At 73.0% G+C, this 23,539-nt stretch carries 20 protein-coding genes; 7 read left to right on the top strand and 13 right to left on the bottom strand.

Annotation, left to right across the window (positions count from 1 at the left end):
- Window positions 1–4: 4 nt before the first annotated feature.
- Both GTY96_RS04485 and GTY96_RS04480 read right to left on the bottom strand, forming a co-directional pair.
- On the bottom strand, window positions 5–1,183 hold the full coding sequence (locus GTY96_RS04485; RefSeq protein WP_161663943.1) for an efflux RND transporter periplasmic adaptor subunit: 1,179 nt from the start codon (window positions 1,181–1,183) through the stop codon (window positions 5–7).
- On the bottom strand, window positions 1,176–2,495 hold the full coding sequence (locus tag GTY96_RS04480; RefSeq protein WP_161663942.1) for a TolC family protein: 1,320 nt from the start codon (window positions 2,493–2,495) through the stop codon (window positions 1,176–1,178). Before GTY96_RS04480 ends, GTY96_RS04485 begins: the two co-directional genes overlap by 8 nt.
- A gap of 142 nt (window positions 2,496–2,637) precedes the next feature.
- Between GTY96_RS04480 and GTY96_RS04475 the strand changes: the two genes are divergently transcribed.
- The 4 genes from GTY96_RS04475 to GTY96_RS04460 are packed head-to-tail and all read left to right on the top strand — an operon-like array spanning window position 2,638 to window position 6,460.
- Window positions 2,638–3,294 (top strand): response regulator transcription factor, encoded by a 657-nt coding sequence (locus tag GTY96_RS04475; RefSeq protein WP_143898758.1) that lies wholly within the window; start codon window positions 2,638–2,640, stop codon window positions 3,292–3,294.
- A gap of 22 nt (window positions 3,295–3,316) precedes the next feature.
- Window positions 3,317–4,645, top strand: coding sequence for a sensor histidine kinase (locus GTY96_RS04470; RefSeq protein ID WP_161663941.1), 1,329 nt, complete (start codon window positions 3,317–3,319; stop codon window positions 4,643–4,645).
- Window positions 4,646–4,655: 10 nt separating this feature from the next.
- Window positions 4,656–5,330, top strand: coding sequence for a response regulator (locus GTY96_RS38520; RefSeq protein ID WP_143898756.1), 675 nt, complete (start codon window positions 4,656–4,658; stop codon window positions 5,328–5,330).
- The gene (locus tag GTY96_RS04460) at window positions 5,327–6,460 is read left to right on the top strand and encodes a sensor histidine kinase (protein ID WP_161663940.1); all 1,134 of its coding nucleotides are present in this window, start codon (window positions 5,327–5,329) and stop codon (window positions 6,458–6,460) included. Before GTY96_RS38520 ends, GTY96_RS04460 begins: the two co-directional genes overlap by 4 nt.
- Here GTY96_RS04460 and GTY96_RS04455 read toward each other — a convergent pair.
- The 4 genes from GTY96_RS04455 to GTY96_RS04440 all read right to left on the bottom strand — a co-directional run bounded on the left by GTY96_RS04455 (window position 6,375) and on the right by GTY96_RS04440 (window position 13,337).
- Window positions 6,375–7,925, bottom strand: coding sequence for a glycosyltransferase family 39 protein (locus GTY96_RS04455; RefSeq protein ID WP_161663939.1), 1,551 nt, complete (start codon window positions 7,923–7,925; stop codon window positions 6,375–6,377). The two genes, GTY96_RS04460 and GTY96_RS04455, sit on opposite strands and share 86 nt — an antisense overlap.
- A gap of 123 nt (window positions 7,926–8,048) precedes the next feature.
- Window positions 8,049–11,081, bottom strand: a complete 3,033-nt coding sequence (locus tag GTY96_RS04450; protein WP_161663938.1) for an efflux RND transporter permease subunit — start codon at window positions 11,079–11,081, stop codon at window positions 8,049–8,051.
- Complete coding sequence (locus tag GTY96_RS04445; protein WP_161663937.1) at window positions 11,078–12,151, bottom strand: efflux RND transporter periplasmic adaptor subunit; 1,074 nt, start codon at window positions 12,149–12,151, stop codon at window positions 11,078–11,080. The genes GTY96_RS04450 and GTY96_RS04445 overlap by 4 nt, the downstream gene beginning before the upstream one ends.
- Complete coding sequence (locus GTY96_RS04440; RefSeq protein WP_161663936.1) at window positions 12,141–13,337, bottom strand: TolC family protein; 1,197 nt, start codon at window positions 13,335–13,337, stop codon at window positions 12,141–12,143. The genes GTY96_RS04445 and GTY96_RS04440 overlap by 11 nt, the downstream gene beginning before the upstream one ends.
- Before the next feature lie 251 nt (window positions 13,338–13,588).
- Between GTY96_RS04440 and GTY96_RS04435 the strand changes: the two genes are divergently transcribed.
- Window positions 13,589–14,164, top strand: coding sequence for a CYTH domain-containing protein (locus GTY96_RS04435; protein WP_143898750.1), 576 nt, complete (start codon window positions 13,589–13,591; stop codon window positions 14,162–14,164).
- A gap of 18 nt (window positions 14,165–14,182) precedes the next feature.
- On the opposite strand, the gene GTY96_RS04430 is transcribed toward GTY96_RS04435, so the two are convergent.
- The 4 genes from GTY96_RS04430 to GTY96_RS04415 all read right to left on the bottom strand — a co-directional run bounded on the left by GTY96_RS04430 (window position 14,183) and on the right by GTY96_RS04415 (window position 19,161).
- Window positions 14,183–15,115: a serine/threonine protein kinase gene (locus GTY96_RS04430; protein ID WP_161663935.1), complete on the bottom strand. Its 933-nt coding sequence runs from the start codon at window positions 15,113–15,115 to the stop codon at window positions 14,183–14,185.
- 73 nt (window positions 15,116–15,188) lie between these two features.
- Window positions 15,189–17,549 (bottom strand): phage tail tape measure protein, encoded by a 2,361-nt coding sequence (locus tag GTY96_RS04425; protein WP_235685315.1) that lies wholly within the window; start codon window positions 17,547–17,549, stop codon window positions 15,189–15,191.
- A 174-nt stretch (window positions 17,550–17,723) separates the two neighbouring features.
- Window positions 17,724–18,146: a VOC family protein gene (locus GTY96_RS04420; RefSeq protein ID WP_143898747.1), complete on the bottom strand. Its 423-nt coding sequence runs from the start codon at window positions 18,144–18,146 to the stop codon at window positions 17,724–17,726.
- 58 nt (window positions 18,147–18,204) lie between these two features.
- Window positions 18,205–19,161, bottom strand: a complete 957-nt coding sequence (locus GTY96_RS04415; RefSeq protein WP_143898746.1) for an alpha/beta fold hydrolase — start codon at window positions 19,159–19,161, stop codon at window positions 18,205–18,207.
- A 256-nt stretch (window positions 19,162–19,417) separates the two neighbouring features.
- On the opposite strand from GTY96_RS04415, the gene GTY96_RS04410 reads away from it, so the two are divergent.
- Window positions 19,418–20,428 (top strand): lytic transglycosylase domain-containing protein, encoded by a 1,011-nt coding sequence (locus tag GTY96_RS04410; protein ID WP_161663934.1) that lies wholly within the window; start codon window positions 19,418–19,420, stop codon window positions 20,426–20,428.
- A gap of 150 nt (window positions 20,429–20,578) precedes the next feature.
- A complete protein-coding gene (locus GTY96_RS04405) occupies window positions 20,579–21,094 on the top strand; it encodes a hypothetical protein (protein WP_143898744.1) in 516 nt (171 codons plus the stop codon).
- Window positions 21,095–21,100: 6 nt separating this feature from the next.
- On the opposite strand, the gene GTY96_RS04400 is transcribed toward GTY96_RS04405, so the two are convergent.
- From GTY96_RS04400 to GTY96_RS04390, 3 genes are all read right to left on the bottom strand, one after another.
- Window positions 21,101–21,598, bottom strand: coding sequence for a hypothetical protein (locus GTY96_RS04400; protein ID WP_161663933.1), 498 nt, complete (start codon window positions 21,596–21,598; stop codon window positions 21,101–21,103).
- A gap of 26 nt (window positions 21,599–21,624) precedes the next feature.
- Window positions 21,625–22,266: a DUF6585 family protein gene (locus GTY96_RS04395; protein WP_328700763.1), complete on the bottom strand. Its 642-nt coding sequence runs from the start codon at window positions 22,264–22,266 to the stop codon at window positions 21,625–21,627.
- Window positions 22,267–22,512: 246 nt separating this feature from the next.
- Window positions 22,513–23,385 (bottom strand): acyl-CoA desaturase, encoded by an 873-nt coding sequence (locus GTY96_RS04390; RefSeq protein ID WP_235685313.1) that lies wholly within the window; start codon window positions 23,383–23,385, stop codon window positions 22,513–22,515.
- Between the last annotated feature and the right edge of the window lie 154 nt (window positions 23,386–23,539).

Raw genomic sequence — 23,539 nt, 5'->3', positions numbered from 1 at the left:
TTCCTCAGTGGCCCGCGCCGAACTCGGTCCCAAACAGCTCCGCCGCGCCCACGGCCACGACGGGGGTGCCCTCCGGAGGTCCCCGGCCCAGCAGCAGGTCCGTCCCCTCCAGGCGCACGACGTCCACGCGGACGCGGGCGTACACGTGGTCCTGCTGCCGCGCGTAGACCCAGGCCCCGCCCAGCGCGTCGTAGACGACGGCGGACGCGGGCACGGCCAGCAGCTCCGCGTCCTCCTCCAGGTGCAGCGACACCGCGACGCGCTGGCCCGGCGCGAAGCGCGCGGCGGCGGGCAGCTCATAGAACCGGTCCACCGTGGCGCTGACCGGATCCGCGCTGGGGGGCCCCATCACCGGCAGGGCCTCCACGCCGTCGTCCCGGCCCGACAGGAGCGCGTGCACGCGCGCGGGCACGTCTGGCTTCACGCGGGGGGCCTCGTCGACGAAGAGGGGCACGCGCACCCAGTTCGCGGTGACGCCCACCACCTCGAAGAGCGGCGCGCCCGCAGTGACGGACTGGCCGGGCGCGACCGAAACCTGCCGCAGGACGCCGTCGCGAGGCGCGCGGATCCGCAGGCTCACGTCCGACTCCAGCGGCGAGCGGCTCACCAGCTCCATCCGCGTGCGCGCGGCCTCCAGCTCCGACCGGGCGACGGCCCGCTCCGCGCGCGCTTCCTCCACGGCCCGCTCCGTCCCCGCGCCGTCGCGCAGCAGCCGCTCCGTCCGGGCGAGCCGCCCCGCGGCGACCTCGTCGCGGGCCGCCGCCGCGTCCACCGCCCGGCGGGCCTGGGCCAGCAGGTCCCGGTCCACGGTGGCGAGCGGCACCAGCCGCAACAGGACATCGCCTCGCTTCACCGGGGCCCCGGGGCGCAGCGCGGGCGTCGCGCCCTCCGCCGCGACGCCGCCCGCCACGGGCGCGGTCACCACCAGGGCGTTGCCGGACGGCACCACGACCTCGCCGCCCAGCACCTGCCGCCGCGGCGCCTTCCGCTTCTCCACGGGTTGGACGCGCAGGGCCAGCCGCGCCTCGGCCTGGGGCTGGAGCGTCACCGTCGCCAACGAGGCCTCGGCCACGTGGGCGCTCACGGAAGCCGCGGGGGGCGCGGGCGCGGGCTTTGGATCCCGGCAGGCGAGGCAGGAGACGACGACACCGGCGACGGCGGCCAGCCGGACATGCCTATTCATGGGCCACTCCCTGTTTGCCCAGCCCCCGGTCCAGCTGGGCGAGCGCGCGGCGCAGGTCCGCTTCGAGTTCAAGGGTGCGAAGCCGCGCGTCCGCCAGGCGGCGCAGGGCGTCCAGCACCAACACATACGGCGCATCCCCGGCGTCGAAGGACTTGCGCACGCCCTCGCTCGCGGAGGTGAACGCCGGGAGGATGTTCGCTTCGAAGGCCTGGAGTGACGCGGCGGACTGGAGCACCCGCTCCCGGGCCACGAGGACCTCGTTCGCGACCTGCTGCCTCAGCAGGACGTAGCGGGCGGAGGCGCGCATCAGCTCCGCCTCCGCGCGCCCGACGCCGCCCGGGTTCCAGTTGAAGAGCGGCAGCTCCAGCTGCGCGCCCGGCACCCACAGCGCCTGGGGCGAGCCCTTCGCGGACGTGGACGGCTTCACGTCCAACCGCGCGAGCAGGTTGACGATGCGCGACTTCTCCCAGCCCAGCCGGCCTCCCGCCATCTGGATGCCCAGCTCCGCCGCGAGCACGTCGGGCCTCGCGGCCTGCGCCAGCTGGATGAGGTCGGGGAGCGGCCGCGGGGCCTTGGCTTCCAGGGGTGCCCCTCGCGGGCGGGCAGCGGCGAACAGCGGGCTCTGGACCACGCCCATCAAGAGCCGCAGCCGCTCCCGGGCCAGCAGCACGTCCGTCCGCGAGCGCCGGGCGGTGTCCTCCGCCAGCAGCGTCTCCGCGCGCAGCGCGTCCATCTCCGTGCGGCTGGCGTCACCGGCCTCGAAGCGCGCCTGGGCCAGCTCCAGCGTCCGCGACCACAGGGCCGACAGCTCCTCGAGCGCCACGCGCCGTCCCTCCGCGAGCACCCAGTCCGCGTGGGCGACGCGGACGTCCCTGGCGACATCCAGCCCGTTCTGCACCAGCCCGCGCGCGACCTGCTCCACCTGGGCCTTCGCGGCGGCGACGCGGGCCGGGCGCTGCCAGAGGGAGAACAGCGGCAGGAGCAGCGAGGACTCGATCGTCCGGGGCCCCACGGGCAGGAGCAGGGAGAAGGTGGGGTTGGGGAGCGCTCCCGCCTCGGCCAGGTCGGCGCGCGAGACGCCGAGCTGTGCCATGTCGGCCTGGAGCGCGGCGCTGTTCCAGAGCGCGACGGCGACCGCGGTCCGCTCGTCCAACGGCTCCGCGTCCTCGACGCCCGGGGGGAGGGAGGCGGGGGTGTCCACGCCCGGCCCGAGGGGGGCGGCGAGCGAGCCAAGCTCCGCGGACACCCACGCCCGGTCGTAGGGCGAGGTGGCGCAGGCCGTGGCCATCAGGAGCCACGTGAGCACCATCATGCGAGCAGCGGGCGTTCGGGGCCTGCACCGGGAAGACATGCGCGGACCCTGCCAGCCCCTGTTGAACGGCGGCTGAACGGCCTCCGGAGCCCATGGGCCGGAGGCCGCTCGCCGGTGCTATAGGTCGGCCGGGAAAACCGCCATGCGCGTCCTCGTCGTCGATGACCATCAGGAACTCCGCGCCCTCGTCACCCAGGCGCTGGAGCGCGACGGCCACGTCGTCCGGCAGGCCGCCGACGTGGAGCAGGCGCGGCAGGCGCTGGTCGACGCGGTGGACGTCATCGTGCTCGACATCGGCCTGCCGGATGGCTCCGGGCTCTCGCTCTGCCGGGAGCTGCGCGCGGACGGCCTCCAGACGCCCATCCTCATCCTCACCGCCCACAACCGCGTGGACGAGCGGGTGGAGGGGCTGGACGCGGGCGCGGACGACTTCCTGGGCAAGCCCTTCGCCATCGCGGAGCTGCGGGCGCGGGTGCGCGCCGTCGGACGCCGGAGGGAGCGGACGGGCACGGTCCGCGTCCAGCGGGGCGACGTGGTGCTCGACTTCGGCCGGAGGGAAGCGCTCCGCTCCGGCGCGGCCGTCCCCATCACCGCGAAGGAGTGGGCCATCCTGGAGACGCTGGCCGCGCACGGGGACCGCGTGGTGGGCCGCGACGCGCTGCTGGAGTCCGTCTGGGGCGAGGTCTCCGCCGGGGCCGCGAGCAGCCTGGAGGTCCTGGTGGGGAGGATCCGCCGCAAGCTGGGCGACGACGTGGTGCGCACGCTGCGCGGCGAGGGGTATGGCCTTGGACAGGGCTGACGACGGGCTCCCTCGGGATTCCATGGTGCGCCGGCTGTCGCGCGCCATGCTGGCGGTCACCCTGGCCAGCAGCGCGCTCACGGCCGCGGCCACCGGCCTGATTGCCTACCACCTGCTGCTGGAGGGAGAGGACCGGCGCCTGCGGGACGCGGCGGTGGACCTGGTGGAGGAGGTGGCCGGGATGACGGACGCGGAGGCGGGGGCGGCGGCCCAGTCCGAGCAGCAGGAGCTGGCGGCCTTCGGCATCCACATCGCCCTGTTCTCCGGGGAGCGGCGGCTGGGCGGCGCGCCCGGCATCCCCGTCGCTTCGGGCTGCGGTTGGTCCCCGCTCCCGGCCGAGTCAGGCATACGGTCCTGCGGCGTGATGGCCCACGGGAGGCTGGCGGTGGCGCGGGAGAACCTGGAGAGCATCCCCCTGCTGCGGCTCTCCCTGCCGCTGGCCGCCCTGCTCGCGGCGGGCTGCGCGGCCCTGCTCAGCCTGGGCGTGAGCCGGCGCGTGGCGCGCTGGGCGGCGCGGCCCCTCACGGAGCTGAGCGCGGAGCTTTCGCGCATCGAGCCCGGCGGCCCCCTCCCCGCCCCGCTCCACGCCCCGGCCCGCTACAGCGAGGTGAACGCCGTGCGCGCCGCGCTGGTGGACCTGCTCACGCGCCTCCAGGAGGCGCTGGACCAGTCCCGCCGCTTCGCCGCCAACGCCGCGCACGAGCTGCGCACGCCCCTGACCACGCTGCGGGCGGAGCTGGAGCTGCAGGCGGAGCTGTCCCAGCCCCCGGACACCGCCCAGGCGCTGGAGCGGATGCACCGGACGGTGGTGTCGCTGGGGGTGCTGGTGGAGCGGCTGCTGGTGCTCGCGGACGGGACGCGGGGCGCGCTGGAGCTCCTCGAGCCGGTGAGCCTGTCAGGCATCGTGGAGGACGCCCTGCGCTCACTGCCCGAAGGCGAGCAGCGCCGCGTCGACTTCGAGGCCGGGACCCCGGGCGTCATCCCGGGGGATGGCCACCTGCTGCGGCAGCTGGTGGACAACGTGGTGGAGAACGCCCTCAAGTTCTCCAACGGCGGGCGGGTCCACGTGTCCCTCCAGCAGACCCCGGACGCCACGCGGCTCGAGGTCCGGGACGAGGGACCGGGCATCGCCCGCGAGGACTCGATGCGAGTCTTCGAGCCCTTCTACCGCACGCCGAGCGCCCGCGCCGGCAAGCAGGGCCATGGCATTGGCTTGTCCCTGGTGGCGCTCGTCGCACGGGCCCACCGGGCCCACGCGGAGTTCCTTCCTTCGACGGAAGGGGCCCACCTGCGGCTGTCGTTCCCCCGCGACGGCCACTCCCCCGCCGCCCCTCCCGGGGCAGGCTGCTAGGAATCCCATCGTGTCCATCCTCATCGTCGAAGACGAGCTGCGAGTCCGGGCCTTCATCGCGCGGGGCCTCACGGAAGAGGGGTTCCGCGTGCGCGAGTGCGCGGACGGGGCCCAGGTCCAGGAGCTGATGCGCCACGAGCGCTTCGCGTTGATCATCCTCGACTGGATGCTCCCAGGGCTGTCGGGGCTGGAGCTGCTTCGGGCGTTGCGCGCGAAGCAGGACACCACGCCCATCCTCATGCTCACCGCGCGAGACGCGGTCGCGGACCGCATCAGCGCGCTCAACGCGGGCGCGGACGACTACCTCATCAAGCCCTTCGCCTTCGACGAGCTGCTGGCGCGCATCCGCGCCATCCTCCGCCGGGTGGACAACCGCGCCACCCCGCTGCTGACCCACGCGGACCTGACGTTGGACCCCACCACCCGGAAGGTGGTCCGGGCGGGCGTGGAGATCCCCCTCACCGCCCGCGAGTACGCCCTGCTGCAGTTCCTGCTCGAGCACGCGGGCGAGGTGGTCTCGCGCACGCGCATCGTCCAGGCCGTGTGGGACCACGACTTCGAGACCTTCTCCAACGTCGTGGAGGTCTACATCCGCTACCTCCGGGCCAAGGTGGACACGCCCTTCCCCACCCGGCTCATCCACACGGTGCGGGGGGTGGGCTACGTGCTCCGGAGGCACGGATGAAGCGCCCGCGCACGCTCCGCGGCCAGCTGACCTTCTTCTTCGCCAGCTCCGTCCTGGGCACCCTCCTCCTCTACGGCGCGCTGGTGACGGCGGTGCTGGCCACGGGTGAGTGGCTCGAGCACCGCGCGGACCCCCGCCTGGGGCTGACGGAGGGCATCTTCGACGAGGCGTTGCAGGCCCTGGGCGCGATGTTCCTCAGCATCCCGTTCGCGGTGGTGGGGTCCCTCGCGCTGGGGGGCAGGTTGGCCGACCGGGCGCTGGCCCCGCTGCGCGAAGCCAGTGACCGGGTCCGCGTCGCGCGGGCCTCGGAGCTGGACCTGCGGCTCCCCGTCCGGGGGACGAGCGACGAGTGGGACACGCTGGCGTCGACGCTGAACGAGCTGCTCGCGGATGCCCGCGCGTCGTTCGAGCGCATCCGCTCCTTCACCGCTGACGCCGCGCACGAGCTGCGCACGCCGCTCACCGTCATCCTGGGCGAGACGGAGGTCAGCCTGCGCAGGGACCGGGCGCCGGCGGAGTACCGCCGCACGCTGGAGGTCGTGCTCGACGAGACGCGCCGGCTCACGCACCTGGTGGATGAGCTGCTTCAGCTCGCGCGCGCGGACGCCGGCGCCCGGGTCCTGGAGGCGGAGCCCGTGGACCTGTTCCTCCTGGCGAAGGGCGCCCTCCAGCGCACGGAGCAGCACCTGGCGGCGCGCTCCCGGAGCCTGACGCTGGAGCTCCAGGGCAACCCCACGACGGTGCAGGGCAGCCCCGTGCTGCTGTCCCACGTGTTGGACAACCTGCTCTCCAACGCCTTGCGCCACGCCCGGCAACGCATCCGCGTGGAGGTGCGCGCGACGGACGCCGGGGTCCAGGTCACCGTGGGCGACGACGGCCCGGGGGTGGACCCCGCCTTCCAGGCGCGGCTCTTCCAGCGCTTCGCTCGCGCGGACCCGTCACGAACCGGAGAAGGCACGGGCCTGGGGCTCGCGCTGTCGCGCACCATCGCCGAGGCCCACGGCGGCACGCTCGACTACGCGCGGAGCGACGGCGAGAGCCGCTTCACCTTCCGCCTGCCGAAGCCGGGGGCGGCTGACGGACCGCCACCTCTCGGGGCGCATGCCAGCGCTGGCAGGACCACACCCTGAACGTCGTCACCGGGCGCGGGCCGCGGTGCACCGTCACGGAGGGCAGCTCCTTCACCGCGCCGCAGTGCGCTTCCAGGCGGGTGGCCGCGTCGCGCAGCGGCTGGCGCGCGTCCTCGACGACGAGGGCGTCCACCCCGGGGCTCACCCGGTCCAGCCAGAAGCCATACGCCAGCCCGTCGCCGCCCAGCGCGGAGTCGGACTGCGTCTCCGGACGGCCGGGCAGGTAGTAGGCCAGCTCGCTCGCCGTCTTGTAGCCCCACCCCACCACCAGGGGCGCGGGGGAGCCCGCCGCCTCGCGGTGCCGCTGCACGGCGTCCGCCAGCTCGCGCCAACCGCTCACCAGGTTGTCGCGCTCGCGGAAGGGAATCCACGGACAGAGGGGCATCAGGTACATGCCCGTCATCAGCACCGCGCCCACGCCCACGCTCAGCGCCGCGTAGCCGCGCACGGCCCGGTGCTGGCGCAGGGCCCACGCCCCCGCCGCGGCGGCCACCATCAGCCCCAGGTACGCGGGCGCCACCCAGTTCATCTTCACCCAATGCAGCGGGCTCACCAGGGTGAACGCGGCGAGCCCCGGCACGCTGGCGACTCCCAGCAGCCGCGCGCGGACATCCCCCCGCCACGCCTGGCGCACGAGGACGCCCGCCGTCAGCAGCAACGCCACATAGAGCAGCGGCCCCACGGCCACCGCCTGCAATCCCAGATAGCGGCCGACGAGGTAGCCGTGAAAGCCATCCACCGTCCTCGCGCGGCCGGTGGTCTGGAACGCGAAGGACGCCCAGCCATGCGCCTGATTCCAGACGAGCACGGGTGAGAACACCGCGAGCATGAGCACGCAGGCGGCGTAGGGATGCGCGGTGCGCAGGGCCGCGCGGCCCCGGGGCGTCACCAGCGCCGTGGCCAGCACCTGGAGCGGCAACAGCGCGGCGGTGTACTTGGACAGCAGCCCGCCCCCACAGAGCGCGCCCAGCAGGTACCAGCGCCAGCCGAAGCGCCCCGGGCCCCGCCCGTCCGGGAGCACCAGCTCACAGAGGACCCGCAGCGCGGCGGCCCAGAACAGCACCAGGGGCACGTCCGGCGTCATCACCACCGCCCCCAGCCCGAAGAGGACCGTGGCGTTCGCGGCGACCGCCGTCAGCATGCCGACCGCCGGCGAATACAATCGCTTGCCCAGGGAGTACAGGACCCAGCTCAGCGCGGCGGAGGAGAGGATGGCGGGCAGGCGCAGGGCGACCTGCGAGTCCCCCAGGAGCCGGACGGACAAAGCCATCCACCAGGCGCACATGGGGGGATGGTCCAGATAGGACCAGTCCAGGTGGCGCGTGTATTGCCAGTAATAGGCTTCCTGCGGAGCCAGCTCCACCCGCGCCGCGTAGGCGAGCCTCAAGAGGATGAGCCCGCATGTCGCCGCCAGGCCCCAGGGCCACCCACGGGCCTGGGAGGTCCGCTCGGACGTGCGAGGCATCAGGTATCCTCTCGTCCCCAAGGGCCGCCTGGGCATCAGTGCTCCGGTGCGCGGGGAATGTCCTGATTCATGCCCGATGCGGGTTGGCCGTGTCCGCGCGCCACGGGCTGTCTGAGAGAGTTTTCATCGGGCCTTCATCTTCGCAGGGGAATCACGGCGCACCCACGCGTAGGCCGCGGGCAGGCCCACCAACACCGTGAAAGTCGACAGAGCGAGCCCCCCCAGGACCGTGACGGCCAGCGGGCGTTGCAGGTCGCCGCCCTCCCCCAGGCCGAGCGCGAGCGGGACGAGTCCCAGCAGCGTCGCGAGCGTGGTCATGAGGATGGGGCGCAGGCGCACGGCGGTGGCGGTCGCGACGGCCTCCGCGGCCGGCAGCCCTTCGGCGAGGCCCTCCTCCGCCCGGTCGAGCAGGAGGATGCCGTTCTTCACGACGAGCCCCACGAGCAGGATGCAGCCCATCAACGACGACACATTGAGGGGGATGCCGGTGAGCCGCAGGCAGGCGATGCCCGCCGCGAGGGCCACCGGGACCGCGCCCAGGATGAGCAGCGGCAGCACGACCCCGCGGAAGTGGAACGTCAGCACCAGGAAGACGCTCAGCGTGGCCAGCAGCAGCACGAGCACCAGGGCGCGGAAGGACGCGCGTTGGCTCGGGTGCTGCCCGCCCAGCCGCACGTCCACCCCCGCTGGCGGCGTCAGCGTGGCGAGCCGCGCCTGGACGTCGGCGGTGACGCTCCCCAGGTCGCGCGACTCCAGCCGCCCCGTCACCGCCACCAGCGGGCGGAGGTTGTCGGACCGCAGCTCCGACGGCAGGCATTGCTGTCTCACGCGCACCACCTGCGTCAGCGGGACCTCCACCCCCGACGGGGTCCGCAGCCGCAGGTGCTGGAGCACCTGGGGCTCCAGGCGGTCCGCGTCGCGCAGCCGCACGCGCACGTCCACCGGCTGGCCCTCGCGGGGGAGCGTCCCGACGACCTCCCCCAAAAGCGCGGTCCGGACCTGCGTCGACACGTCCCGCGTCGTGAGGCCCAGGCGGCCCGCGCGGACCAGGTCCACCTCCAGGTGGGCCTCCGGCGTGCAGCCGGCGACCCCGTCGAACAGGTCGGCGAGGCCCGGGATGTCCTGGAGCCGCTCGGCCACTCGCGGCGCGAAGCCCCGCAGCACCTGGACGTCCGGGCCCAGCAGCTTCACCTCGACGGGCTCTGGCGCGCCCTCCAGGTCGGAGAGCATGTCCTGGAGCAGCTCGACGAACTCCAGGCGCACGCCCGGGAGGGCGGCTTCGGCGCGAGCGCGCGTCTCCTCGATGATGGCGGGCCCCGGGCGCGTGCGCCGGGGAGAGAGCGACACGGTCAGGTCGCCTCGCGAGGACTCGGTGGCCGCCGGAGGGCCCAGCTCCGCGCCCAGCCGGCGGCTGGTGCCCACGACCTCCGGGACCCCCGCGACCACCGCCTCCAGCGCGCGCCCCAGCCGGTCCGCCTCCGCGACCGACGTCCCCGTCGGCGTGAAGTAGTCCACCACGAACGCGCCCTCATCCAGCTCCGGCAGGAAGCCGGTCCCCACCCCATGGCCCAGCACCGCCAGCAGCACGGTGAGCAGCGCCACGCCCGCGACGAGCACGCCCGGCCTCCGCCGCCACCGCGCGCGCAGGAACTCCGGGAGGGAGGGCGCCGGCGGGGCGTGGGTGCCGGGCGCGACGAGCAACCATCCGCACAGCAGCGGCGTCAGCGTGAGGGCCAGCAGCAGGGAGAACAGCACCGCGGCGCACAGGGTGAAGGCCAGCGCGGAGAAGAACTGACCGGACACGCCGGGCAGCAGGGACAGGGGCGCGAAGACGACGACCGTGGTGAGCGTGGAGTTGGTGACGGGCCAGGCGATCTCCCCCAGCGCCTCCGCGGTGGCCGTCCACCGCTCCATGCCCGCCGACACCCGCCGGTACACCGCCTCCACCACGACCACGGCGTCGTCCACCACCAGCCCGATGGCGACCGCCAGCCCGCCCAGCGACATCAGGTTGAGCGTCCCGCCCGTGAGCCAGAGCGCGCCGAGCGTCATCGCCAGGGCAGCGGGGAGCACCACCGCCGCCGCCGTCATGGCCCTCCAGGAGCGCAGGAAGAGGCCCACCACCCCCAGCGTGAGCAGCCCGCCGAGGAGGACCTCGTCGCGCACATGGGCCACGGACCGCGCGATGAGCCCGGCTTGATCATAGGAGACCTCGATGGCGATGCCCGGCGGCAGGCCCCCCCGCATCCGCGCCAGCTCCTCCTGGATGCCCCGAGCCAGGGCGACGGCGTCCGCGCCCGGTCCCCGCCCCACGTTGACGAGCACCGCGGGCCGCCCGTTCGCGTACGTGAGGGAGAGCCGGTCCGCGTGTCCCTCCTCGATGCGCGCGACGTCCCCCAGCCGCACCGGCGCGTCGGGGGTGCCCCCCACCACGAGCGCCGTCAGCGACCCCGGCGAGTCCACCGGTCCCCGCACCACCACCAGCTCCTGCTGGTAGTGCACGTCCACGCGGCCCGCGGGCTCCAGCATCAGCGCGCTGCCCACCTGCGTGGCGAGCGTGGGTAGGTCCAGCTTCGCCTGCGCCAGCCGCTGCGCGTCGGCGGTGATGCTCCATTCGCGCACGTCGCCGCCCACCACGTCCACGCGCCCCACGCCCGGGAGGCCCGCCAGCGCGGGGCGCAGCGTCCCCAGCGCGAAGTCCCGCATCCGGGCCTGCGACGCCGTGCCGGTGACGGCCAGGGTCTGGATGGGAAAGGACGACGGGGTGAGCCGTTCGGCGGTGAGGGTGGCGTCCGGGGGCAGCGCGCCCCGCACCTCCGCGAGCCGGGCGTTGACCAGCCCCAGGGCCCGCTCCATGTCCGCGCGCGAGTCGAACCAGAGCGAGATCTCCGACGCCGCGCGGAGGGTCCTCGAGCGGACCTGCCGCACGCCGATGACGGTGGACAGGCCCTCCTCCACCGGGCGCGTCACGGTCAATTGCATCATCTGCGCGCTGGCGCCGTTCAGCGTCGCGGCCACGACGATGCGGGGGAAGGACACCTCCGGGTAGAGCCCGCCGGGCAGTTGGAGGGCGCCAAGCCCCCCCGCCAACGTCAGCATCGCCAACAGCACCACGACCCCGGGCGCGTTGCGCCGCAACAGCGCCAGCCACGTCACCGCAGGACCTCCACGCCGGCGTCGTCCGGGAGGGAGTAGCCGCCCTCCACGACGACGGGGTCGCCCACCGCGAGCGGCCCCTGGATGACGGCCCGGCCCTCGTCCTCGGACACGATGCGCACCGGCACGGTGTGGACCCGGCCGTCCGCCACCCGCGCGACCGCGACGCCCCCGTCCTCCTGGGGGAGGAGCGCGGAGGACGGCACGGCCAGCGCGGCGCCCAGGTCCTCCAGGACGACGTGGGCCCAGGCGGCTCCGCCCAGGCGCAGGTCGTCGCGCGGGTTGGCGAAGCGCAGGCGGACCCCCACGTTGCCGCTCAGCGCGTCCACGGCCGGGGCCACCGCGGTGACCTCGCCCTCGCGTGCACCCGCCAGCCCTTCGACGCGGAGGCTCGCGCGCTGGCCGGGCCGGAGCGCCGCGGCCTCCTGCTGGGTGACGAACGCGCGCAGCTCCAGCGGATCCGTCGCGGAGACCTGGACCACCGCGGGCGTGGAGGCATCCACCATCTCGCCCTGCCGCACCCACACCGTCGTCACGACGCCGTCGAAGGGGGCCTGGAGCGCGGTGCGGCCCACGCCGCGCCGGGCCAGCTCCAGGGCACTGCGGGCCCGCGTCTCCGCGGAGCGCGCGGCGGCCTCCGCGCTCCGGTCCTGCTCCGCGTCCTGACGGGCCGCCACGCCGCGGTCGACCAGGACGTCCGTGCGCGCGCGCTTCTCCCGAGCGGCCTCGAGCGCCGACGTGGCCTCCTTCAGCGTGGCCTCCGCCTGCTGGAGCTCCGCGGTGGCGGGCCCCAGGTCCACCTGCGCCAGGACCTCTCCCGCGCGCACCCGGTCTCCTTCGGCCACGCGCAGCAACGACAGCCGGCCGGGCACGGGCGGCGCGAGCCGGACCTCGCGCCCGGGAAGCGCGGACAAGAGGCCGGTGACTCGCAGACCGCGCACGGCCTGGCCCGGAGCCACCGGGGCCACGCGGACGCGCGGCAGCGGCTGCGCGCCCTCCTCCGGCGGCGGGCGCTGGCAGGCCGCGACGGTGACCAGCAGACAGCCGAGCCATGGGAGTCTAGGGCTCATCGAGGGGGACCCCGGCCGCGAGTTCAAGGTCCGCGAACGCGGACTGGGCGGAGAAGGCGGCGTCGATGGCCTGCGTCCGCGTGTCCGTCGCGGCCTGGAGCGCGGCGTTGAGCGCCACCCGGGGACTGCGGCCGGCGCGGTAGGCCTCGAGCGCCATGCGCTCCGTCCGCTCCACCGCGGGGAGGATCTCCCGCGTGTAGAGCGCGAGGCTGGCGACCGCGGCCGCCAGCCTCGCGTGGGCCGCGACCAGCTCCGTTCTCCGCGAACGAACGTCCTCGTCCTGGCGGGCCCGGGCGGCCTCCAACTGCGCCGCCGCCCGCACCGTCTCTCCCCTCCCCAGGCCGGGGAGGACCATCTCCAGGGCGAGCGCGCCCCGGAGGAAGGCGTGGCGACCCGCCGGACCGTCCCCCTCCATGGAGACGCCCACCGTGGGGGTCGGCCACCGCTCCCGCCGCGTCGCCCGCAGGGTCGCCTCGGCCGCCGCCACCTCCGCCTGTCGCGCTTCGGCGGCGGGAGCACGCGAGCCCAGGGCCAGCACCGCGTCCAACGAGGGCAGGTCCGGCGTCCGCGCATCCACCGGCTCCAACACGCCACCCGGCGTCCGCCCCAGGAGCAGCGCCAGCGCCACCCCGGCGCCGGTCAGGTCGCCCTGACGGGTGAGCACCTGGACCTCCGCGGTGCCGCGCGCGATGCGGGCCTGGAGGAGGTCCAGCTCCGGAGCCGCGCCGGTTTCAAAGAGCAGCGCCGCGGCGGCCTCCGACTCGCGCGCGAGCGCCAGGGCCCGCGCGCCGGCCTCCACGAGCTGTCGGGCGCGCAGCAGGGAGAAGTACGCGCGCCGGGTCTCCGCCCGGACCGAGGCCTCGCTCGCGCGGCGATCATCCCCTGCGCTTCGCGCCGACAGCTCCGCGGCGTGGACGCGCGCGGACCGGGCCCCCGGGAAGGGGAGCTTCTGGGTCAGGCCCACGGCCCAGTGGGGGTCGTTGCCGCCGCCCGCCAGGAACAGGGTCACCGGCGCATAGGTGCGGGCCAGCGCCTCCTCGCCCTGGGCCACGGCTTCCTGTGCCCGGGCCTGCGCGAGCGCGGGGGCCTGGCTCCGGGCCTCGAGGAGCGCCGCGCGCAGCGTGAGCGGCTCGCCCAGCGCGGCGGTGCCACACAGCAGCAACAGGGTGACGACCGTGCAAGGCATTCCGCTCTCGAGCCACATCGAAGGCCAGACACCACGACGACGGCCCCCGCCACAATCCCCAAGGAGCGCCGCGCATCCCGGGGCATGCACCACGCTGCCCTGGAGTCGGTGAACGTGTCAGCCCGGCGTCGCTTCCGGCACGGCACGGACCCGCCCATCTTGGGGCGCTTCACGTGCGACCGTTAGCGGATGAGAGAGCCCTCATCCCCTCCCCATGCGCGTCTCATGGGCGCCCGCCATCATGACGCGTCATGCGTGAGGTGGAGCTCAAGAGCGTCGTGGACGACGTCGCGCGCTGCCGCAGCCGGGTCGAGGCGGCGGGCGGCACGCTGCGCTTCGCCGGGACGATGGAGGACCGGTACTACACGCGCAAGGACGGCGGCACCGGGCGGCTGCGGATCCGCACCTACCAGTCCCCTGAAAGCCAGTGGTCGGAGCTGACGTGGAAGGGCGGCGCGAGCCTGGAGCACGGCTACAAGGTGCGGGAGGAGTTGAGCACCCGGGTGGAGGACCCCTCCACCCTGCGGGACATCCTGGAGCGCACCGGCTTCACGCCGGGCGAGCACCTGACGCGGGAGATCGCCTGGTACGCGTGCGGGGACGCCACCCTGCGCTTCGAGCAGTTCCCGCGCATGGACCTGCTCGTCGAGGTGGAGGGGTCTCCCGAGGCCATCGAGGGCGCCATCCGCGTTACTGGGATTCCTCGCGAGCGCTTCACCGCGGACCGGCTGAAGGAGTTCATCCGCCGCTTCGAAGCGCGGACCGGCACGAGGGCCCAGCTGTCCGGGGAGGCCCCAGTCCACGCGCCCGCGTCCGCGCTGGATTGAGCCGCGCAAGCAGCCTGTTCACTTCCCCCTGCCCTCCGACTCCTGACGAAGCCGCACCAGCCACTGGCCGCGGTCGTCGGCGTGGAACGAAGGCGCGTGGGCGGACATCCAATCCGACAGCGCGTCGCGCAGCGCCTGGGCGGACGGGTACCGGTCCTCTGGCGACGTCATCAAGGCCCGCTGGAGGATGCCCAGAAGCTCCTCATCCAGAGAGGGCTTGTGCTGTCGCGCGGGGATCAGCCGGCCCTGCCGTACCTCATCGAGCCGCGCGAGATCGGAGTCGCCGCGCAGGTGAAGCTCTCCGCACAAGAACTGGTAGAGCATCACCCCCGTCAGATAGACCTCCGAGCGGGCATCCTCCGCGAGGCCAGCGGCCCATTCCGGAGTGAAGTACTGGAGCTTGCCCGTCATGATGTTCAACCGGGACACCGTGTCGGGAGAGAGCATCCGCCAGTCGTGGGAGAAGTCGATGACCTTCACCGCTCCTCCAAACCCCAGCAGGACATGGCGGGGGGAGAGGCTTCCGTGGAGCATGCCCATTCGCGTATGGGCATGATGCAGGGCCTGACAGACGTCGCGGGTGACGCTCACGGCGATGGGCTCGGGCATCCCCTTCAGGCCCCGTCTCCTGGCCGAGTGCCGCACGCCCATCAGGTCGCGGCCGTCCACCCACTCCCGGGCGAGGAAGTACTCGCCTCCCACCACGCCGAAGTCCAACGTCCGCGCGATGTTGTCGTGGTGGGACTTCGCGGTCCTGCGGGCCGAGGTGAGGAACTTCTCGATGAACGCAGCGTCGCCTGAATAGACCTCGGAGAGCCGCTTGAGGAGCACGGGCGTGCTGGCACCCGGCGCCTCCGTGTCGCGCGCCAGGTACAGCCTGGCGAACCCGCTGAACTCAACCGGCATCAACAGCTCATACCGGCCAAACCGCTCCACCCGGAGTTCGCCCATGCCTGGAGAAGCTAACAGCTCGTGCTCCGACGAGGGCCGGAGCCGTGGCACTCCGCGCGCGGAAGGCCCCCGCTCAGCGGCCGAGGATGGAGCGCCAGGCGTCGCCGTTGCCGCCGTTGAGGTAGCCCTGGACGTCCGCCTCGGAGAGCACGCCTGTCTTCAACGCCGCGTCGAGCGCGGCCTTCGCGCCGCTGCGATCCATGTCCAGGCCGTTCTGGTCGATGAAGCGCACGAAGTTGTCGAGGTAGCCGTTGTCCTTCATGCGGTGGATGAACTCGCTGGTGTACGCCTCGTCGCCCTTGTTCTTGTCGCACAGGCGCGCGTACGTGAGCGGGAAGTCCATCATCCCCGCGTTCTGTTCGAAGTCGCGGTCCGCGCGCAGCCGCGACTCCGCGCTGGCCCCAAAGAGGTCCGGCGCGTGCTCCTGCGCGTGCGCGTAGGCGGTCGGGTAGCGGCCCTGCACATACGCTCGCCAGGAGTCGTCCGTGGAGGTCGGGTGCGTGCCGTCGCCCTGGATCATCGGCTTGACGCCCAGCAGGTCCCACGCGAAGTCCCCGTTGTCCTTCGCCATCGCGTCGATGAAGCCCACCGCGTCCTGGCCCTTCATTCCGCACGCCTTGGCCGCGTCGATGGCGGCCTGTCCCAGGCCCGGGGCGTCGAAGAGCGTCGGGTAGCGCTTCGCGACGTCCTGGATCTGCTCCGGCGACAGGCCCAGGTCCTTGGACAGGCGCTCGGGCTGCTCATCCCCGTGGGCGAGGGTCTTCGCCACGTCGGGGTCCATGCCCATCTGCTTGAGGATGCCCTCCGACTCGTTGTCCAGCGCCTCCTGCTTCTCCTTGCCCACGATGAGGCCGCCCAGCGCGGAGAGCACCAGGCCCACGCCCTCGACAATCTGACCGACGCCGGGGAGCACCGTGCCCAGGCCCGCGCCCACCACGGCCACCGCGTCGCCGAAGGCCTGGACGCCGCCGCCCACGGACGGATCATCCAGGAAGTCCTTGAAGTGCTCCGCGAGCACCACCGAGTTGGCCACCACGCCCAGCGCGGGCGCCAGTCGGGAGAGGAACTGCGCCGCCTTCTCCCCCGTCTGCGCGGCGATGCGGCCGGACTCGCCCAGGGTGCGCATCACCGCGGCGGCGGCCTGCGCGCCACTGCGGCCCGCGTTCGCCAGGTCCTTGACGACCTTGCCCCACTCACCTCGCGCGGCATCCGTCGCCGCGCTCGCCAGCCCGAAGGCGACGCCCACGCCCGCCAGGGCCGTGCCCAGCTTGCCCCCCGACTGGGAGAGCTGGCGCAGGGGGTTCGGGTCGCCTGAGTCGAGCGCGGCCTTGATGGTCTGGATGCCGTTCTTGAGGGCCGCGCCCCCCTTGGAGAGAGGAACGAGCGGTTGGGTGAGCTCCGTCAGCGCCTTCAGCGCCGCCTGGGCGTCCCCGCCGTTCTCCGTGAGCAGCTGGCCCGCGGCGGTGGAGAGCGCCGGCGCCGTGACGTCCTCGTCGATCTGATCCTTCAGGCCTTCGAAGGCGGTGCCCGCCGGGCCCTGCGGATCCATCGCCTTGGCGGCCCACTCCAGCGCGCCCTTGGCCTGGGGCGACTCAGCGAGCGACTTCGCCGCGTCGACGCTCTCCTTCGCGACGTCCGGGTTGTTCTTCGCGGCCTCGAGCAGCTTCGGATCATTCAGCGCGTCGTTGAGCTTCTTCGCCGCGGCCTCTTCGGCGGCGAACTCATCCGGGTGGCTCTCCCGGAACTCCTGCACGTACTGCTGCTTCTGTGCGTCGGTGAGCGCCGGCCCCAGCTTGGCGAGCTCCTGGTTGAGCTTCTCGTTCAGCTCCGCGGTCTTCTTGTGCGCGTCGTCGTACGACTGCTTGGCGTCGACCAGGTTGGTGCGCGCCTCGTCGACCGTCGTCGCGCCAGTGGCCGCCGCGGCCGGCGCCGCCGTGGACGGGCCCGTGACGGCGCCCGCGTCCGCGCGGAAGTTCGCGGGGGTGGCCCCGAGCGAGGGAGTCCCGAAGAGCGAGGCCTTGGGACGGCCGGAGAAGTCACCGCCGTCCGCCAGCAACGTGTTGCGGAGGGAAGGTCCCGCCGGGAAGGGCGCGGGCCGGCCCGCGGCCAGGGCGGTGGTGTTCGCGTGCTGCGTCGCGTTCCGCGCCTCCGTCGCGAGCTGCCGGGCATTCGCGTCCGCCGCCACCGAGCGCTGCTCCAGCTTCAGGCCGCCCTGCGGATCCGCGCCGGGCTGACGCGAGGGCCCCACGTTCGTCGACGCCGCCTGGAGCTGTGCCCTCGCCCGCTCCGCCTCGGCCGCCGCCTGCTGGGCCCGCCGCATCGCCTCCTCGGCCGCCCGCCGTGCTTCCTCCGCCGCGCGCCGCGCCGCCTCCGCCGCGCCATCGCTCCCGGAGGCCGTGCCCGTCTGAGAAACACCACCGCTATTGACGCGCATCGCCATCTCCGAAGCCCGAAGCTCGCGGCCGGGTCCGTCCCGGTCGTCTCGGATTATGGGAAGAGGGCGTCCGGAAGTTTCCTGCTTCGAGAAGACGTCATGCGCCGTGGCAGGACCCGCGCGACGAGCGCGAGGCCCCGCTGTGTCGAAGCACGGCGATGCCGCGAGCGAGGCTCACGCGCCCCCGTGGCCACCGCCCGCCGCTTCATCCCAGAAGGACGCCTCCACCTTGTGGCCGTCGGGATCCCTCACGAAGCAGCCGTAGTAGGGCGCGCCGTAGAGGGGACGCGGCCCCGGAGCGCCGTCATCGGTGCCTCCCGCCGCGAGCGCCGCCTGATGGAAGTCATGCACCGCCTGCTTCGACGGCGCGATGAAGCCGAAGTGCGTGCCATTGCCCAGGCTCGCGGGCTGGCCATTGATGGGGGCCTGGACCCAGAACTCCGGGAACTGGCGGCCGTAGGCCGCAGCGTTCGGGAACTCCAGGACGCGGCGGCAGCCCAGCGTGGCCAGGACCTGATCGTAGAAGGCCACCGCCCGCGCGTAGTCATTCGTGCCAACGGAGACATGGGACAGGATGCTTGGGTTCTCAGCGCTCATGGGGCCGTCGATAGCACGACGCGCGCGCGGAGCCAGCGCCTCCTGTCCCCCCGCCCTGTCAGGAGGGCAACGCCTTCAGGAAGTCCAGGAGCGCGGCGTTCACTTCCGCAGCGCGCTCCTGTTGGAGCCAATGGCCCGCGCCCGGGAGGACGTGCTGTCCCCGGAGGTCGGGCACCAGGGCCGCCATGAGGTCGGGAGGGGCGAAGGCGCGCCCCGGGTCCTTCTCTCCGATGAGGAAGAGCGCGGGCTGCTCGATCTTCACCGTCGCCAGTTCGGGCAGCTCCGCCCAGTCGCGGTCCATGTTGCGGTAGCGGTTGAGCCCTCCCCGGAAGCCGCTGCCGGCCAGCTCCTTCGCGAAGTACGCGACATCCGCCTCCGTGAGCCAGGAGGGCAGCGTGTCCGGGGCCTCGAGCCCCGTGAGGAACCCGTCCCCTGCCTTCTTCGCCTGCACGGTCCGGTCCTTCGGGTCGAAGCCGGGGACGCCCGCGAGGAGGATGCGGACCGTCCTGGGGATGTCCGCCTCGAACTCCGCCTCCGCGACGCCCGGCTCCTGGAAGTAGAGGATGTAGAACCACGTCTCCCCGAACATGCGCTTGAAGAGCTGCGTGGGCGGCATGGGCGCGCGGCCCAGGTGCGGCACGCTCATGCCGACGACGGCGCGGAAGCGGTCCGGGTGGAGCGCCGCGCAGGTCCACGCCATCGCCGCCCCCCAGTCATGCCCGACCACGACGGCGGTCTTCTCCCCCAGCGCATCCAGCAGGCCCACGAAGTCCGCCAGCAGCTGCTTCATGCTGTACGCCTCGACGGCCTGGGGCTTGTCGCTCTGGCCGTAGCCGCGGACGTCCGGCGCGACGGCGTGGTAGCCGGCCTCCGCGAGCGCCGTGAGCTGATGGCGCCACGAGTACCAGGACTCCGGCCACCCATGGAGGAGCAGCACGAGAGGCCCGCGCCCCGCCTCCGCGATGTGGAGGTGGATGCCGTTCGTCTTCACGATGCGGTGGGTGATGTCGGCCATGCGGCCCGTTCTGCCCGACTCGCCCTCCTCCGCCAATCCCGTCCGCGCCCGGCGGTTCGGCTGGTGACGCTGGCCACCGGGCCGATGACGGCAGTCATCAGGGCGCCCCCCACCAGCGCCATCCCCGTGCTCCGGCGCCCCATGTGAAATCAATGGGTTGCCAGCGCCCGGCCGGTCCGAAGGGGCTGGCACACCGGCTGCTAAGGGAGTCCCCGTCGCTTCACCGAACTCCCAATCCCCTTCGAGGAACACCCCCATGAGCATCTCGGCCTTCCGCAGCGCCTCCGCTCCCGCCTCCCGCCTCTCCACGCAGGACAGCGCCGTGTCCCGCCCGTCGAGCTTCCAGGGCGGCGTGGGGGGTGCCTCCTCCAGCCAGAAGCCGGGCTCCCGGCTGTCCTCCCCCGGGCTGGCCGCGCTCCAGCAGGACGGCTTCGACGCCGGCTCCGGCAAGGGCCAGGAGCTGGGCAAGCTGCTCCAGGACACGCTGTCGGTGCTGAGCTCCATCGTGCAGCTGGTGGCGCAGGCGAGCGGCGCGCAGGGGCTCCAGGGCCTCACCGGCGGGCAGGACGCGCAGGGCGTCACGGGCGCGAAGGGGTGCTCGGGTTCGCAGTCCTCCGGCAGCAGCTTCACGCCGAAGGACGCGTCGGGCCGGCCTCCCGTGGACCTCAACCCCGTCGCGCAGAACACGGGCCCGATCCCGCCCCCGCTGCGCCAGGATGGCGCCAGCCCGGCGCCGTCGCAGCAGAACACCCCCAGCCCGGTGACGTCGCAGCAGGGCCCGTCCGGCGGCTCGCGCCTGGGCGGCAACCTGCCCGCGGGCCTGGAGAAGTTCCGGGGCGCCATCGAGTCCGCGGCGGCCAAGACGGGCATGCCCGCGGAGATGCTGGCCGCGCAGATCTGGCAGGAGTCGCGCGGCAACCTGGAGGCCGTCACCACCAACGGCGGCAATGGCCTGACGGACACCGGCCTGATGCAGGTGAACCCCAACACCTACCAGGAGCTGCAGGCGAAGCACCCGGAGCTCCAGGGCAAGAACCTCGCCGACCCGGAGACCAACATCCTCGCGGGCGCCTTCTACATGAAGGACATGAAGGAGCAGTTCGGCAGCGTGGACCTGGCCCTGCGCGCCTACAACTCCGGCCCGAACGGCGTGGACAAGAGCAACCCCGACGCGATCCCCGCGGGCACGGGTGACGCCACCTACGTGCAGAAGGTGAAGAGCTTCATGAACACCCTGGCCACCGGCCAGGGCACGCTGCCCGCGTAGTCCGCGCTCAGGCAAGAGGCCGTCCCGGGGAACGCAGGGCGCGTGACGCGCCTTGCGATTCCCTTTGGGGCGTCATGACGGACCGATGACACGCTGACCAGCGGGCCGTGGAGCAGCCGGTGCGCGGGGGCGTCTAGCCTGACGCTCACCATGCTCCGCTCCCCCTTGCGTCCGTCCCTGTGCGTCGCCGTCTCCTCCGCGGGCCTGCTGTTCGGGGCCTGCTCCACCACGTCCCGGCCCACCGACTCGCTCTCCGTGCGGGAGCTGAACATCGTCGATGAGAAAGGACAGGCGCGCGTGCGCATCAGCGCGCCCATGCCCGACCCCAAGGGCCTGAAGCGCGCCGTCACCGCCTACGGCATCCAGTTCATGGATGCCTCCGGCGAGGAGGTGGGCGGCCTGGGGATGATCGACTCCCTGGACATCCGCGGGCTGTGCTTCGACAGCAAGGAGGGCTACGAGGCGATGTGCATGAGCCTCATCCAGGGCCAGCCCAACATCACCTTCCGGCGTGACTGGAAGGAGCGCATCACCCTGGGCGTGGTGGATGGCGTGGCGAGCATCGTGCTCCACGACGCCCAGGGAAAGCCCCGCCTCACGCTGGAGGTGGACAAGGACGGCGGGACACGGGTCGTCGGCCTGCCCCCCGCTCCGGCCGTCCCCTAGCCCCGCTCAGCGCGCGGAGGACGGGCTCTCGCCCTGGCTGTAGCTGTCACAGAGCGCCAGGTACTCGTCGCTGTTCATGGCGAGCGCGGAGACCCGCAGCTTCTTGAGGCGGGGCTTCTTGAGCGTGGTCTTGACCTGCACCAGCTTCATGATGGGGATGCCCATGTACGACTGGTGGAAGTAGACGTTCTCCTCCATGTCCGCCCAGGCGATGAGGACGCCATCCGGGAAGCGGATGCCGTCCCGGCCAATGAGCAGCACGGGCGTGTCCAGGCTCCCCAGCGGCCGGACACAGCTGAAGAACATCCAGGCCGCGCCCAGCGTGACCACCCCCGCGAAGGCCAGCGCGCCGGTCTCCGTCCTCGAGCGCCAGGCGAGCGCGCCGAAGAAGGCGACCGCCAGCGACCAGATGACCGCGCCGATGATGAGCCGGGTCCGCGAGTAGTAGATGGCCTTCGGCTGCTCCACCTGCTTCTTCGCCTTGGGGGAACGGTAGACTTCCATGGGAGTGTCCGGGTGTGAAGAGGAGGTCAGCCGGCCAGCCGGTCTGACAGGTAGGCCAGCAGCACTGGCGCGTTGACGATCTTCGAGGTGTCGAACTTCCGGGTCCTGCCCTGCGCGACGATGACCAGCTCGCGCGCCGCCACGCCGTGGTCCACCTCGTCCTGGAGGCGGATGCTCTCGATGTCCTCCCAGGTCAGCAGCCGCCCCTTGTGGGTCAGCCCCGCGTCGCCCAGGGTCAGCGGGCCGAAGCGCACCGCCTGCCCGGCGGCGACCTGGAGGTGCACGCGCTCCAGCAGCCGCGACACGACCTGCCCCTGCACCTCCTGGTGCAGCTCCTCCGAGTCACCCCAGAGGCCCAGCCGCAGCCGGTAGCGTCCCCCCGCGTGGCGCAGGACGACCCGGTCGTGCGCGGGCTGTTCGACGATCTCCCGCACGTCCCGCCACCGCACCCGCGTGTCGCCGTCGCGCAGCCCCTCGTCGTCCAACGTCAGCGCGCGCGGCGCGACCATCCAGACGAAGAGGTCATCCGCCCGCCACCCAATGAGGTAGATGCCGCAGGGGGCGCCGAACAACAGGATGAAGGGCCCGAAGCGGTCATGGAACAGGGCCTGGATCACCTCCAGGGGCAGCAGGCGCACCGAGGTGGGCGCGAGAAACGCCGCCGCCACCACATAGATGAGGACCCCTCCCCCAACGAACCAATACAAAGAGTGCGTGGGAAAGTTCCGGGGGTACGAGCGCTTCAGTGCTGCCTCCAAGCGGGCCTTGGCGGAACACGTCCTATAAACAATCGCGAGGGGCTCCGCGATGTCTTTCGTCCCCACCCGGTGCGTTCTCGCCCCCTGGGAAATTCCCCCTCGCCCACCGAGACGGCGCTGGCTGGATTTGCGCGGACTCTGTTTTATCCAAAGACATCACAGCCGGGATGGTTCACCGTGAAAGCGGTGGCTTCTGACCGAGCGGACGAGCCCGACGGCCTCCATCGCGCGGAGGCTGAGCCAGCCCAGGTCGAGCTCGTGGGTCCGCAGGCCCATCCGCGCCGAACCGGCGAACGCATGGTGGTTGTTGTGAAAACCCTCCCCGAAGGAGAGCACCCCCAATAGCCAGACATTCGTGCCGCTCTCCGTCGCGCCCGGAACGGCATGCGGCCGCGAACCCCAGACATGCGCGACGTAGCCGACGAACCAGTGGCCCAGGATGCCTCCGGCGGTGCGAGCGCAAATACAGACAGCCACCGCGCCAGGCCCGCCCACCGCGAAGGTGACCGCCGCCAGCGCGAGCACGTGCAACGGCCAGGTGCGCGCCAGGAAGCGCAGCCACCGGTCCTCCATCACGTCCGGAGGCAGGCGCGACAGGGCCCGGTCATCCGCCGCATCGAAGCGCAGGTGCAGGTTCCACACGAAGTCGCGCGCCAGCGAGTGCCGGTACGCGAAGTACGGCGGGCAGTCGCGCTGGTTCTGCCAGTGGTCGCGCACGGCGTGCAGCCGCGCCCAGGACAGGGGCCCGCCCAGGCCGCTCAGGACGAAGAGGTACGCCAGGGCGCCGCGCACGACGGGGCCCGCTTCGTAGGTGCGGTGGATGACGCCCCGGTGCAACCCCACGGAGTGCCCCAGGCACAGCGTCAGGAAGGTCATCCCCAGGGACGCCGTGAGCGTCGCGGGCGTCACGGACAGGGGCCCGAGGACCACGCCTGGAATCACCATGCTCCAGAGCCAGAGGCTCTTGAACGCATCGAACCGGACCTGACCCACTTCCAGCGGCACGGGGGCTGCTGTTTCGTTCGACATGGGGATGCGGCCTTTCGTCGTCCCGGAGGACGCTGACGGCGACCCATGACCACGGCGCATGCGTAACCGCCACGAGCCCCCCTCGCAACCCGCGCCGTGTGCCTGGATTCACAAGCCGCGCGGCGGGGCTAGACTCGCGGCCCATGCACGTCCT

Source organism: Corallococcus silvisoli (assembly GCF_009909145.1).
In the GTDB taxonomy this organism is placed as follows: Bacteria; Myxococcota; Myxococcia; order Myxococcales; family Myxococcaceae; genus Corallococcus; species Corallococcus silvisoli.
Note: the sequence above shows the minus strand (reverse complement) of the source record. Positions and strands in the feature narration are given on the sequence as shown.

Coding starts and splice junctions, on each gene's coding strand:
- GTY96_RS04460 (WP_161663940.1), top strand. CDS start 5,327: ATGAAGCGCCCGCGCACGCTCCGCGGCCAGCTGACCTTCTTCTTCGCC.
- GTY96_RS04475 (WP_143898758.1), top strand. CDS start 2,638: ATGCGCGTCCTCGTCGTCGATGACCATCAGGAACTCCGCGCCCTCGTC.
- GTY96_RS04405 (WP_143898744.1), top strand. CDS start 20,579: ATGCTCCGCTCCCCCTTGCGTCCGTCCCTGTGCGTCGCCGTCTCCTCC.
- GTY96_RS04470 (WP_161663941.1), top strand. CDS start 3,317: ATGGTGCGCCGGCTGTCGCGCGCCATGCTGGCGGTCACCCTGGCCAGC.
- GTY96_RS04445 (WP_161663937.1), bottom strand. CDS start 12,151: ATGAGCCCTAGACTCCCATGGCTCGGCTGTCTGCTGGTCACCGTCGCG.
- GTY96_RS04425 (WP_235685315.1), bottom strand. CDS start 17,549: ATGCGCGTCAATAGCGGTGGTGTTTCTCAGACGGGCACGGCCTCCGGG.
- GTY96_RS04400 (WP_161663933.1), bottom strand. CDS start 21,598: ATGGAAGTCTACCGTTCCCCCAAGGCGAAGAAGCAGGTGGAGCAGCCG.
- GTY96_RS04485 (WP_161663943.1), bottom strand. CDS start 1,183: ATGAATAGGCATGTCCGGCTGGCCGCCGTCGCCGGTGTCGTCGTCTCC.
- GTY96_RS04390 (WP_235685313.1), bottom strand. CDS start 23,385: ATGTCGAACGAAACAGCAGCCCCCGTGCCGCTGGAAGTGGGTCAGGTC.
- GTY96_RS04415 (WP_143898746.1), bottom strand. CDS start 19,161: ATGGCCGACATCACCCACCGCATCGTGAAGACGAACGGCATCCACCTC.
- GTY96_RS04480 (WP_161663942.1), bottom strand. CDS start 2,495: ATGATGGTGCTCACGTGGCTCCTGATGGCCACGGCCTGCGCCACCTCG.
- GTY96_RS04455 (WP_161663939.1), bottom strand. CDS start 7,925: ATGCCTCGCACGTCCGAGCGGACCTCCCAGGCCCGTGGGTGGCCCTGG.
- GTY96_RS04440 (WP_161663936.1), bottom strand. CDS start 13,337: ATGCCTTGCACGGTCGTCACCCTGTTGCTGCTGTGTGGCACCGCCGCG.
- GTY96_RS04420 (WP_143898747.1), bottom strand. CDS start 18,146: ATGAGCGCTGAGAACCCAAGCATCCTGTCCCATGTCTCCGTTGGCACG.
- GTY96_RS04410 (WP_161663934.1), top strand. CDS start 19,418: ATGAGCATCTCGGCCTTCCGCAGCGCCTCCGCTCCCGCCTCCCGCCTC.
- GTY96_RS04430 (WP_161663935.1), bottom strand. CDS start 15,115: ATGGGCGAACTCCGGGTGGAGCGGTTTGGCCGGTATGAGCTGTTGATG.
- GTY96_RS04435 (WP_143898750.1), top strand. CDS start 13,589: ATGCGTGAGGTGGAGCTCAAGAGCGTCGTGGACGACGTCGCGCGCTGC.